We start from the raw sequence: 13,283 nt of genomic DNA on the forward strand, positions 1-13,283 counted from the left end.
TTGAATTGAAGGTGGTAATACTTGAGAATAACTAGGATATTATTTTACGTAATCGGGTTATTAATTTTGACATTGGGAATTAGTTTAGCAATTACAGCGGGAAAAGGTGCAAGTGCTTGGGATGCATTAGCTGTAGGAGAATCGACAACCTTTGGGTTAACGGTTGGAACATGGATTATTATTAATTCATCTATTCTTTTATTTGTAAATGCTTTTTTACAGAAAAAGAGACCTGATTGGTTAGCCGCAATCACATTTATTTTGATCGGTAGGTTTCTTGATTTATGGTTATATATCGATTTGGAGCATATTTTTGCAGCAAATACATATACAAGATATCTACAATTAATTATTTCTATTTTCGCTATGACTTTAGGTATTGCGATATATTTACAAGCAAAATTCCCTTTAAGTCCAATCGATGATTTAATGATTTCTTTAAATAAACGTTTTGGCGTTAGTTTGGGAGTAGGAAAGACAATTGGTGAAGTATTTGCTTTAGTCATTGCGTTTTTATTACATGGTCCTATTGGAATTGGGACTTTACTAATTACGTTTAGTATTGGTCCTCTATTACAAAGAATCAGAATCCCAATCGAAAAACTTTATATAAAACTTACTACGTAAATAACAATTTTTTGACATGTAAAATTGAGAAGAGAATATTTCACAAATACATATATTTACAAAATATGTTCATGCTAAGAATAAATACATTTCTTTATACCGAAAGGGGCATGAATATGTCTAAATGGATAAAGCCATTCATACTGTTAAATATAGTTTTTTTACTTATTTTATTAACAAATTTACAACATACTGATGCGGCGAAACCAGAAGTTAATGTCCCAGGTTTTGCTGCAAATGTGTCGAAAGAAAATACCTATCCAAATCCATCTCAAGATTTACCGGAGTTACAACCAGGAGAGTTTGCAAAGCAATTACTTAAATCTTCCAATGTAAAAATTGAAAATCCTAATTTGATTCGGATGTTTAATGAATCTTCAGTTGGAAGAGCTCCATTTGCAGTTGGATATAATGCAAAGATTTTTTTAGGAGTTTGGCCATTAAATTATGAATCAAATGAGACAACTGTCAATTGGCAATATAAAAAAATAAATACGAATTATCTTGATAATCGTGGTGAAAAACACTATAAACGTGTTAAATACTATCAAAATGCTCAGCATATTATTCGTGGTGGATTAACAGCAAAAGTACGTGATTCAGACGATGTTATTAATTTGATGATGCACAGGGCTTCAGAAAAAACTACGCTACCTTTAGCGTTTCAAACGGTGATTGGTGCTGGTACTAAAAACGAAAGAGTATATAATGTGCCACCGAAGCAACTTGGTTATTTATACACATACGCACCAGCTGTAAATGAAAAAGGTAAGGTAACTTTTGGTGAAGTCTACTTAATCTTAAAAGGGAACAAAAAAACACTTCAGGTTAAAAATGTAGTTTCTCAAGGAATCGGTGCATGGATTCCCGTTCAAGACTATGTTTCGTTTGGATATATAGCAACATCCCAACCAAAGTAAAATATAGATCAAATAGAGAAGGGCAGGCTTACTACTTTTTAGTTTAAGTTTGTTCTTTTTTAGTTTTAATGGGGAGAGTGACTGAATGAAATTATTTTTATCGTCGGTCCAATGGACACTTTTTATATTAGCGGGTAGTATTGTAGCTCCGATCTCAATTGCCTCCATTTACGGTTTGAGCGGAATTGAAACAGTTGAATATGTGCAAAGAACATTATTCGTTCTTGGAATTGCTGGGATTTTACAGGCATGGAAAGGTCACAGATTACCGATTCAAGAAGGTCCAGCAGGATTATGGTGGAGTGTGATTACTTTATATGCTGGTTTAGGGGTTATTTTATACGGTTCACATATTGAAACGCTCCAAGTCATTCAATTTGCATTTTTATTAAGTGGTGTAATATTCCTTCTATTGGGGTTTTTAGGGTATATTCAAAAAATCGCTAATTTGATTACACCAGTCGTTGTCAGTACATATTTAATTTTACTTGTAGCTCAGTTAAGCGGTTCGTTCATAAAAGGAATGTATGGATTAAGTAGAGTAAATAACTCAGTTAATTTAAAAGTATTGGGTTTGTCAGCATTTATTGTCATACTTTCAATCGTTTTATCAAAACACTCGAAGCTCGGACAATTTTCAATCCTGATTAGTTTAATTTTAGGCTGGGTATTATTTTATATTTTCGATGCTTCTAATTCAATTCAACATGTAGATTCGATTTTTAAAATTCCAGAAATCTTTGCGTTTGGAAAACCAATTTATAAAGGAAATATGATTGTATTAATTGTCGTTATTACTTTTTTATTGTTAGCTAATATGTTGGCTTCCATTAAAGTTGTACAAATTGTTATGAAAAAGCAAGGAGTTAGCTTTAAAGAAGATATATACAATTCATCAGGTAAAATGGCAGGGTTGATCCATCTGTTAGGGGGCTTATTTTCTGCAATTGGTGCTGTTCCGATTTCAGGTTCTGCTGGTTTTATTGAGAACACAAAACTAACGAAAAAAATGCCATTTATATATGGATCTATTATTATCATTATCATCAGTCTAATTTCTCCTCTTACCGCATTTGTATCTTCTATTCCAGAAGCAGTTGGATATGCAGCAATCTTTCCTGTATTTTCAAGCATATTGACTTTGGCTTTTAAAGAGTTAGACGCAATAGAAAATAAAAAGAGTGCATATGAAATCGTGAGTGTAGCTGTTTTTATCGGGATTGGGGCAATGTTTGTACCTTTGGATTCGTTTGCGTCTCTTTCTCCAACTCTAGCTTCAATTTTCAGTAATGGATTGGTTTTTGGAACAATCATTGCTGTTATATTTGAGCAAATACAAAAAAGAAGATCGAAAATAAAAGTATGAAAAGAATCATAATAAAAAAAAGATCCCTTTTTTGGAGTGAACCCACTCTAATAAAAAGGATCTTTTTTATTATTATTTAGATAGCTTTGTCTTTTTAGTTGTAAAATCTGTATTAGGATAATAGCTATTTTTTACAAGAATATTAGGTCCAAGACATTTAACAGCGGGACAGTGACAACTTAATTCAACTGCAGTTTTTGAGGCTGACCAAGTATCATATGCTTGTTGTAGTGTATTTTCTTGTATGTTTCCTAAATGAGGCACATCACCAAAGTCAGTTACGATAATACTTCCATCAAATATATTTACATTTAATCGTGAACGTCCATCAGGATCATTACGTAATGTAACATTTTTGCTAGCATATAATCTTTGGATGATTTCAATATCTTGTTCATTATCACTACATGGATAGAAAGGTAATGTTCCAAAAAGCATCCACGTTTCTTGATCACGTACATTTAATAATGTTGAAATTGCTTCACGAAGTTCCTCTTTTGAAAGTACCTCTAAGTTACTTGCAAAATCACTTGGATACATAGGGTGTACTTCATGACGTTGGCACTTCATTTCTTCTACAATTTGACGATGGATTTTTTCTAAATAAGGAAGTGTACGTTTATTTAACATCGTTTCAGCAGAAACCATAACGCCTGCTTCTACTAGTCGTCGACTATTTTCAATCATATTATCAAATAATTTTGCACGTTGTTCGTAAGTAGGTTTACGCTCCATCATGGCAAATCCAGCTTCTACAAATTCATCAACTGTTCCCCAGTTATGTGAGATATGTAATACATCTAAGTATGGAATAATTTTTTCATAACGTCCAAAATCTAATGTAAGATTTGAATTGATTTGTGTGCGAACACCACGTTCATGAGCATATTTAAGTAATGGTACAACATAGCGATCAACCATTTTATTTGAAAGCATGGGTTCACCACCGGTAATACTAATACAACGTAAATGTTCAATTTCTTCTAATCGTTGTAATATTAAATCGATTGGTAAAGCATTAGGATCCTTCGGCTGTAATGTATATCCAACTGCACAATGCTCGCATCTCATATTGCAGATGGTCGTTGTTGTAAATTCTACATTTGTTAGTATGTTTTTCCCGTACTCTTCTACATCCATATATGCTTCCCAAGGATCATAAGTAGGTGTAATTTGTTGCAATACATTTTTCATAAAAAAACTCCTTCAGGTGCATTAGCACCTATCAGTGATAAATAATATAAATAGATTTTTCCTCAACTATTATAAGTAAGAAAAGTAAGGATTGTATAGAAATAAATTAAAAAAGTGTCGAAAAGCTTCGATATATAGACAGAGAAGGGTATAATATATTGTAAAATGTAGAAGAGGAGTGTAGATTCGTGGCAAACTCAGTTGAGCAATTATCATACATTAAAGAACGTTTTCATTCAGTAATGGAAACAATTGAATCATTAGAAGCAGAAGAGATTAGTTTAGATGAATTAGATCAGTTATTATCAGTGTTAGATGATATTGAAAGTAAATGTCGTGAAGTGAATCAAGTAGATTAAAGTCCATATAAATGGGCTTTTTTTCATGAATGGAATGTTTTTATACAACCGTTTATATGAAATTGTATTATAATGAAAAGGGGAAAATTCTTTCTTTTTTATAAAGGGTTGAGGGGGAGCAGTATGCAACAGTTACAAGAAAGTATATATCAGTTAATTGTAGAAACATCAACGAACCTACCGAAGGATGTGCGTAAAGCAATTCGACAAGCAAAAGCTAATGAGAGTGCAGGTACAAGAAGTGCCATCGCATTGGAAACGATTACAAATAATATTATGATGGCTGAGGGTGACGTTTCACCGATTTGTCAGGATACGGGAATGCCTACATTTAAAGTGAAAACTCCAGTTGGTGTAAACCAGCTTGAAATAAAAAAAGCAATCTTTGCAGCAATGGAACAAGCAACAAAAGACGGAAAGCTTCGTCCAAATTCAGTTGATTCGTTGTTTGGTAAAAACAGTGGAAATAACTTAGGACCAGGCACACCGGTTATTAAATTTGAACAACATGAAAATGATTATATTGATATTCGTTTAATCTTAAAAGGTGGCGGATGTGAAAATAAAAACATTCAATATAGTCTACCTTGTGAATTAGAAGGACTTGGTAAAGCAGGTCGTGATTTAGATGGTATTCGAAAGTGCATACTTCACAGTGTTTATCAAGCACAAGGACAAGGCTGTAGCGCAGGCTTTATTGGAGTAGGAATCGGTGGAGACCGTACGAGTGGGTACGAGCTTGCGAAGGATCAATTATTCCGTTTAACTGATGATGTGAATCCAATTGAAGAGCTTAAAGCAATGGAAGATTATATTCTAGAAAATGCAAATAAGCTTGGTGTTGGGACGATGGGCTTTGGAGGAGAAACTACTTTACTAGGATGTAAAATTGGTGTAATCAACCGTCTACCAGCAAGCTTTTTTGTATCTGTAGCGTATAATTGCTGGGCTTTCCGTCGTTTAGGTATGAAAATACATGCGGAGTCTGGTGAAATTTCTGAATGGATTTATCGTGATGGAGAAGAAATCAGCTTCACAAGTGAAACAAATGAATCTGGTGAACAACCTCGTGAAGTGAAATTAGTTGCTCCTATTACAGAAGAACAAATTCGCGAGCTTCGAGTTGGTGATGTTGTTTCAATTAGTGGTATGATGTACACTGGCCGTGACGCAATTCATCATCATTTAAATGACCATGATTCTCCAGTAGATTTAAATGGTCAAATTATCTATCACTGTGGACCTGTAGTTGTAAAGGACTCAGACGGAAATTATCAAATTAAAGCAGCTGGACCAACTACAAGCATTCGTGAGGAGCCGTATCAAGGTGATATCATGAAAAAATTTGGCATTCGTGCAGTAATCGGTAAAGGCGGTATGGGTGCAAAAACATTAAAAGCTTTAGGAGAACACGGTGGTGTTTATCTAAATGCGATTGGTGGGGCAGCTCAATATTACGCACAATGTATTAAAGAAGTAAAAGGTGTCGACTTCCTAGAATTTGGAATTCCAGAAGCAATGTGGCATCTTCAAGTTGAAGATTTCAAAGCGGTTGTAACAATGGATTCTCATGGAAATTCATTGCATCAAGAAGTAGATCAAGATTCACTTCAAAAGTTAGCTACAATGGCAGAAAAAGTATTTTAATATGTAAAGATTAAAAGCAGTGTTATTCGATTGGATAACATTGCTTTTTTATATTGGTGGAGCACTAATAAAGGGCAAAAAAGTAGCTAATTTGGTTTTCGGAGATAAAAACTAGTTTATTTCTTTCATATTTCCAACGTATTTACAAATACTACAAAAAAAGTGAGGTGAATGAAATTGAGAAAGTTGGCAAGCTATGTTGCATTATGTATCGCTTTTTTCTTGTTAACACCATTATCGACGTTTGCATACAGTAATGCACCACAGCATTGGGGTATTGCTCGTACAAAAAATGAGGTACCTCCAGATGCTGGAGCGGCATTTAATAAAATGCTCGAAAACACCGGATCGGTTTATTTAGGAAATACATCTAAAAAGGATATATATTTAACCTTTGATAATGGCTATGAAAATGGTTTTACACCAAAATTTTTAGATGTGCTAAAAAAGCATGATGTACCAGCAACATTTTTTATTACGGGTCATTATATTAAAACAAATCCGGAATTAGTCAAACGGATGGTGAACGAAGGCCATATTGTTGGTAATCATTCATGGAGTCACCCTGATATGACAACGATAAGTGATGATAAGATCCTACAAGAATTAGAACAGGTGAAAATGGCATATCAAGAATTAACTGGACGAGATGATATGAAATATTTCCGCCCTGCACGAGGTATTTTTAGTGAACGCACACTAGCAGTCGTTAACAAAGCAGGATATGATAATATATTTTGGTCGCTTGCTTATGTAGATTGGAAAATCGATCAACAGCGTGGATGGAAATATGCTTATGATAATGTTATGAAGCTCATTCATCCAGGAGCAGTCATCTTAATGCATACTGTATCAAAGGATAATGCAGAAGCAATGGATGCGGTCATCACAGCCTTACTTAAAAGGGGCTACACATTTAGAAGTTTAGATGATTTAATGATGGAACGAAGCGGCTTTAATCCTTATTTTTACGTTCCAAAATAAGCTTTTAAATTTGACACTAGTAACAAAACGATAAAAACGATTAGCGATGGAATTGATATCATTATCATTTTAAGTGATGCAATTAATACACACCCTAGTATTGGATAGTATTGCAACCAAACCAATCGAACGAATATGTTGAAAATTTCCTAATACCTATAATACAATAGACACGAAGCTTGGTTAGTCCCCAAGCTTTTTTGTCGTTTGAAGCGAGTTTGATTCGAAGAAAAACCCATAATAAAAAACATTTAAAAACAACTACCGAAACAAAAGGTTATCAGACTGAAACTAGAGATTATTCTCTAGTTTTTTATTCATACTGAAATTTCTTCGATTGTTCACCATGTGCTATAATACTCAACAGAGTATGAAAGGAGGAAACGGAAAATGTGGAAGGAAGAGGTAGCATTAAAAACACCTTATCAATGGGATGAAGTTCTAAAAAGATTAGAACACGAGCCAACTTTCTCAGTCCATTCGGCAGAGAAGCGTTTAAGTATTCCATTGTATATTGACGGTGAATATGCAGTTGTAAAGGTAAAAAGGATAAGTGATGATCCAGTATTGTTTGAGATAAATAGTGGGCACCCTAATAAAGAAAAAGTTATAGAAGAAGTTTATACTATTTTGCAATTGGAAACTCAATTTGACCATTTACATCATCATTTAAGACAGACAACCATTTCACCTCTTGTAGACCAATTCGCACACACACCAATTACCGTTTCTAATGATCCTTTTGCATGTTTGATTTCGTGTATTATTCATCAACAAATTCAACGAAGCTTTGCGATACAGGTAACAAAGAGATTTGTACGAATGTATGGAGAGCGCATCGAAAATGCCTGGTTTTTTCCCTCTCCCGAAAAAATTGCATCTTTAACAATCGAAGAATTAAGAGATTTACAGCTAAGCGTTCGAAAAGCTGAATATATGATCGGAATCGCAAAAGCCTGGAGTGAAGGCACTTTGAGGCATGAAGAATATAGAGACTTACCTTCTGAAGAAATTGGAAAAGAGCTACTTAAACTAAAAGGAGTTGGACCATGGACAGTCGAAAACTTCCTCTTATTTGGTTTAGGTAAAAAAGACATTTTTCCAGTTGGAGATGTAGGGATTCAAATAGCACTTCAAAAACTGTTAAATTTAGATGGAAAACCTTCTAAAGAGATAATGGAATATGTAAAAGAGCAAGCTTCACCATATGGAAGCTATGCAGCACTGTATCTTTGGAAGAGCATAGAATAATGGAGTTGTAAAACAATGAGTAATCAATTAACAAATAAATTAGAGGTTGGACAGAGCTTCCCAATTACAATCAAAAGGATTGGTATTAATGGGGAAGGTGTTGGATATTTTAAGCGACAAGTTGTATTCATCAAAGGTGCTTTACCAGGTGAAGAAGTAGTTGCAGAAGTGACAAATGTACGAAATGGATTTGCAGAAGGTAAGATTCAAAGAATCCGAAAAGCATCATCTGAGCGAGTAGAGCCTACTTGTAAAATTTATGATAAGTGCGGTGGATGTCAAATTCAACATGCTTCTTATGAAGGGCAGCTTGGATATAAAAAAGACATCGTCGTTCAAGCGATGGAAAAGTACGCGAAGGATTTATTAGAAAAAACTCCAATTAGAGAGACCATTGGAATGGAGAATCCTTGGAATTATCGTAACAAAAGTCAACTACAAACTGGATTGGAAAAAAACAAAATCATTGCTGGTTTGTATTCACAAAACTCGCATAATGTTGTAGACATCGGTCATTGCCCGATTCAACATGAAGATTTAAATAAAGTAACTGGTAAAGTGAAGAAAATCTTAACACGTTTAAATATTCCAGTTTATAATGAACGAAAAAATAAAGGTGTAATACGTACAATTGTAGCTAGAGTTGGCTTACGTACAGGTCAAATTCAATTAGTTTTAGTAACTGGTGCAAAAGAGTTTCCTCAAAAAGCTGAATTAATTAGTGAAATTAAGAAGAGAATGCCTGAAGTAACAAGTTTAATGCAAAACATTAACAATCAAATGACTTCTGTTATTTTTGGACGCGAAACTGTTTATTTAGCAGGAGAAGAAGTCATCGAAGAAAAACTTGGCGATTTATCATTTGAACTATCTGCAAGAGCATTTTTCCAACTGAATCCTGAACAAACTGTAAAACTATACGATGAAGTTAAAAAAGCAGCGGCATTAACTGGATCAGAAAAAGTGGTAGATGCTTATTGTGGCGTTGGAACAATTGGACTTTGGCTTGCAAAAGAAGCAAAAGAAGTTCGTGGAATGGACATTACAAAAGAAGCCATCATTGATGCGAAACAAAATGCCTTAAGTCACGGATTTACAAATACTCATTACGAAGCTGGACATGCAGAACAGGTGTTACCGAAATGGCTAAGAGAAGGTTGGAAGCCTGATGTAATCATAACTGACCCACCAAGAACTGGCTGTGATGAAGAATTTTTAAAAACAGTTTTAAAAATACAACCAAAGAAACTAGTTTACGTTTCATGTAATCCTTCAACACTAGCTAGAGATTTAAAGGTGTTAAGTTCAGCCTATGAAGTGAAATATTTACAACCTGTTGATATGTTTCCGCATACGGCTCATGTAGAGTGTGTGGCTCAACTCGTTTTAAAATAAGGCAGCAAGTCCTTATAGGAGCTGCCTTTTTAATAGTGGATCTGTAACGATAACCACCAATATGAAATAAGATACAACTATCTAAGACCTGGTATCACATAATGAGAGGATTTGAATGTAATTATGATAAATAATTTTTGGCGTGAATTACCAAAACCTTTTTTTGTACTGGCGCCAATGGAAGATGTGACGGATGTTGTTTTTCGTCATGTAGTAAGTGAAGCAGCCAGACCTGATGTATTTTTTACAGAGTTTACAAACAGTGAGAGTTATTGCCACCCAGAAGGGAAACAAAGTGTACGTGGGCGTTTGGCTTTCACAGAGGATGAACAGCCAATGGTAGCCCATATATGGGGAGACAAGCCTGAATTCTTTCGACAAATGAGTATTGGTATGGCAGAACTAGGGTTTCGTGGTTTGGATATCAATATGGGCTGTCCTGTACCGAATGTGGCACAGCATGGGAAGGGAAGCGGCCTGATCCGTCGTCCAGAAGTTGCAGCTGAGTTAATACAAGCAGCAAAAGCAGGAGGATTACCCGTAAGTGTAAAAACAAGGCTTGGTTTCAGTGAGGTAGACGAATGGCGCGACTGGCTAACTCACATATTAAAACAAGACATTGCCAATCTTTCCATCCATCTCCGTACAAGAGATGAAATGAGCAAAGTGGATGCTCATTGGGAATTAATCCCTGAGATAAAGAAACTTCGAGACGAAGTGGCACCAGATACACTCTTAACGATCAATGGGGATATTCCTGACCGTCAAACAGGCTTAAAGCTCGCTCAACAATATGGTATTGATGGGGTAATGATAGGGCGTGGTATTTTCCATAATCCATTTGCCTTTGAAAAGGAGCCGAGAGATCATAGTAGTAAGGAATTGCTTAATCTTTTAAGATTGCATCTCGATCTACATGATCAATATTCAAATTTGGTCCAGCGTTCGTTCAAGGCTCTCCATCGCTTTTTTAAGATATATGTTCGTGGATTTAGAGGCGCAAGTGAACTAAGAAATCAATTAATGAACACTGAATCAACAGATGAAGTGCGTGCAATGCTGGATCAATTTGAGTTAAAGAATCAAGATGAAATTGGGCAACAGTAAAATAAAAAAGGCAATGAATCTATCTAAGATTTATTGCCCTTTTTTATGATCTATGAGTTGCTTTATTTTTACTTGTAAAGTAGTAATACAATGATTGTATTGAAGATGAAAATCTTGGTTTTGAAAGAAACTACCGATATACTATTGCTAAAATTCAAAAAATATAATATATTTAAATTGGATATAGGGTTTGATGCTCTATTCTAAATCAAAATGTATTCTATAATTTCATATTTTTCGGTAACGAATTCTAGAATAGTATGCTAGATTTTAAAGCCACAGTAAGTAGTAGGATTAATCTGCTCTTATTGTGGCTTTTTTTATGTCATTTAATTAAAAAGAGGGGGGCTTCCTTATCACTACGCATGGAATCGACCGAAAAAGTGTTCTTTTAAAAGAATTTAGAGATACAAAAATGGATAAGGATTTCTTCGTCTTATCAACAAGTCATGATGCATATTTATTAATTGATTTAAAGGGAAATATTGAATACGCCAGTGAAACCTGTGAACAACTATTGGGCTCTTCAAGAGAAACCTTACAACATTCGTCATTACATAAACTTTTTATCAAAGAGTTTTTAAATCAAACGCTTACCTTTTTTAAATGTAGAGCTCAAGAGAAACTCGATAATTTCGATGCTCAGATACAAGGAACAGAAGGAAGAATCATAGATGTTAATATTACTTCTATGCCAATTTATTTTGAAAAGGATATGATCGGTTCATATTTAGTTCTTAAAGATATTACGTTAATAAAGAAACATAAACTTTCGATTGAACGTGAAAAAGAGTATCATACCTTAATTAATAAATTATCTCGTTTATCTGAAAAACATGCGATTGCTGGTCAGTTAGCAGCTGGAATTGCCCATGAGATACGAAATCCAATTACAGCCATAAAAGGATTCTTACAATTATTAATGGGAGAAACTGAAGGTAATAAATTCTATTATGATGTCATTTTTTCAGAGATTGATCGAATTGAAGTCATTTTAAAGGAATTAATGGTACTTGCTAAACCAACAAAGCAAAAATATGAAAGAATACATCTTCAAGATATATTAGAGCATGTAGTTACTTTAATGGTTCCTCAAGCTAACTTAAACAATGTTCAAATTGAAAAAGAGTTCAATTTTATGAATACCTGTATCCTAGGGGACAGTAATCAATTGAAGCAAGTTTTTATTAATTATATAAAAAATGCAATCGAGGCAATGCTTGATGGGGGAGTTTTGCGAATAAATGGAAGCCCCATTGATGGCAAACAAGTTAATATCAGCTTCATTGATCAAGGACCTGGCATTCCACTGGAGATACTTAAGAAAATAGGCCAGCCATTTTTTTCAACAAAAGAAAATGGAACAGGGCTTGGCATGTTAGTCAGCAGACAAATCATAAAAGAGCATAAAGGAGATATATACATAGAAAGCGATTCAAAGGGATCCTCCATCCATGTGAAATTGCCTGTATGTTCGTAATGAATTGTTAGTATTTCCTAATTTTTTCATTTAAAATTATTGTTATCCATGTATTATGGTGGTAATATATTACTTGTCTAATGTCTTGCTGTCATTAGTCATTTAATTCTGTGAATATGATGATTTTACATATACGTTAAATAAATGTAATGGTAAATGGTGGAAACTATTTTTATAGTCGTCTGAACTGTGGCCTAACTTCCTTTTTGGTGAAGTTAGGCCTTTTTTATTTTTTTTTAGGGGGATTTGAATGATTGCAACTCAAGAAGATTTGGTGTCTCTTAGCAGTATTTTTAGTAAAATCATAAAGCGAGGATTTGGAAAAGGTCCAGAAACTTGTTATGCGGTTTTAAGAGCAAACAGATTATATGTTTATATTGGTAACTTTATGACACCTTCTGAGGAAATTTTAACAAACAAACATGAATATTATTTAGTAACAAAATACAGGTCCACAGTCATTACAAACTTGTCAGAAGAACTTTTAAGGGAGGCATCAGACCTATTAGAAAATTCCTTTGACACCCTCTATCAAGACTGGAACTATCATTCTAATTCAGGTATTTTACTATTAGTGAATAATAGTTTTAATCCAGATGCTAAGATAGAAGACAGTTTTGAGAGAAAATTATTTCAATTAGTTCGACAAGTGGGTTCAAAGTTTCATAAAATCCCGGGAGAACTCAAGGTCGTTAAGTATACCCAAAATATCTGTGCAATTGAATCAAAAGGCGTCATGAATCCACTAGATTATTTGCTAGTTGAGCAGGAAAAGTCTGAATTATTATTTACCAATGCTAGGGAAATAAAAAAAGGGTATTATCAGCATCGAGAATTATTTGAAGAAATGTTCAATCGGACAATTGAAGATTTATTTATGATGTGGGATTCTAATAAAAATAGAAGTTATTTAATATTCATATTTAACAAAGGATATACTAATTAAAGAAATA

At 34.1% G+C, this 13,283-nt stretch carries 12 protein-coding genes; 11 read left to right on the forward strand and 1 reads right to left on the reverse strand.

Annotated features, from left to right (window positions below; genetic code table 11):
• Positions 1-21: 21 nt before the first annotated feature.
• From ACX6U0_RS11865 to ACX6U0_RS11875, 3 genes are all read left to right on the forward strand, one after another.
• Positions 22-627, forward strand: coding sequence for a YczE/YyaS/YitT family protein (locus ACX6U0_RS11865; protein WP_464960140.1), 606 nt, complete (start codon positions 22-24; stop codon positions 625-627).
• A 116-nt stretch (positions 628-743) separates the two neighbouring features.
• Positions 744-1,547 carry a YfkD family protein gene (locus ACX6U0_RS11870; protein ID WP_464960141.1) on the forward strand — a complete coding sequence of 268 codons (804 nt, stop codon included), beginning with the start codon at positions 744-746 and terminating at the stop codon, positions 1,545-1,547.
• A gap of 85 nt (positions 1,548-1,632) precedes the next feature.
• Positions 1,633-2,913, forward strand: a complete 1,281-nt coding sequence (locus ACX6U0_RS11875; protein WP_464960142.1) for a purine/pyrimidine permease — start codon at positions 1,633-1,635, stop codon at positions 2,911-2,913.
• 72 nt (positions 2,914-2,985) lie between these two features.
• Here ACX6U0_RS11875 and yfkAB read toward each other — a convergent pair whose 3' ends face one another.
• Entirely contained in the window at positions 2,986-4,107 is a 1,122-nt protein-coding gene (gene yfkAB, locus ACX6U0_RS11880; RefSeq protein ID WP_464960143.1) for a radical SAM/CxCxxxxC motif protein YfkAB, read from the reverse strand.
• Between the two features lie 188 nt (positions 4,108-4,295).
• Between yfkAB and ACX6U0_RS11885 the strand changes: the two genes are divergently transcribed.
• The 8 genes from ACX6U0_RS11885 to ACX6U0_RS11920 all read left to right on the forward strand — a co-directional run bounded on the left by ACX6U0_RS11885 (position 4,296) and on the right by ACX6U0_RS11920 (position 13,276).
• A complete protein-coding gene (locus ACX6U0_RS11885; protein ID WP_088002123.1) occupies positions 4,296-4,466 on the forward strand; it encodes an SE1561 family protein in 171 nt (56 codons plus the stop codon).
• Positions 4,467-4,589: 123 nt separating this feature from the next.
• Entirely contained in the window at positions 4,590-6,113 is a 1,524-nt protein-coding gene (locus ACX6U0_RS11890; RefSeq protein WP_464960144.1) for a fumarate hydratase, read from the forward strand.
• 171 nt (positions 6,114-6,284) lie between these two features.
• Positions 6,285-7,097: a delta-lactam-biosynthetic de-N-acetylase gene (gene pdaA / locus ACX6U0_RS11895; protein ID WP_464960145.1), complete on the forward strand. Its 813-nt coding sequence runs from the start codon at positions 6,285-6,287 to the stop codon at positions 7,095-7,097.
• Positions 7,098-7,487: 390 nt separating this feature from the next.
• The gene (locus ACX6U0_RS11900; protein ID WP_464960146.1) at positions 7,488-8,348 is read left to right on the forward strand and encodes a DNA-3-methyladenine glycosylase family protein; all 861 of its coding nucleotides are present in this window, start codon (positions 7,488-7,490) and stop codon (positions 8,346-8,348) included.
• Between the two features lie 15 nt (positions 8,349-8,363).
• A complete protein-coding gene (rlmD, locus tag ACX6U0_RS11905) occupies positions 8,364-9,743 on the forward strand; it encodes a 23S rRNA (uracil(1939)-C(5))-methyltransferase RlmD (protein WP_464960147.1) in 1,380 nt (459 codons plus the stop codon).
• Positions 9,744-9,866: 123 nt separating this feature from the next.
• Positions 9,867-10,850, forward strand: coding sequence for a tRNA dihydrouridine synthase (locus ACX6U0_RS11910; RefSeq protein WP_464960278.1), 984 nt, complete (start codon positions 9,867-9,869; stop codon positions 10,848-10,850).
• 415 nt (positions 10,851-11,265) lie between these two features.
• Positions 11,266-12,330: an ATP-binding protein gene (locus ACX6U0_RS11915; protein ID WP_464960148.1), complete on the forward strand. Its 1,065-nt coding sequence runs from the start codon at positions 11,266-11,268 to the stop codon at positions 12,328-12,330.
• 250 nt (positions 12,331-12,580) lie between these two features.
• Positions 12,581-13,276, forward strand: coding sequence for a Na-translocating system protein MpsC family protein (locus ACX6U0_RS11920; RefSeq protein WP_464960149.1), 696 nt, complete (start codon positions 12,581-12,583; stop codon positions 13,274-13,276).
• Positions 13,277-13,283 lie beyond the last annotated feature (7 nt).

It is taken from the genome of Gottfriedia sp. ABJ_BB2_2 (assembly GCF_055484705.1).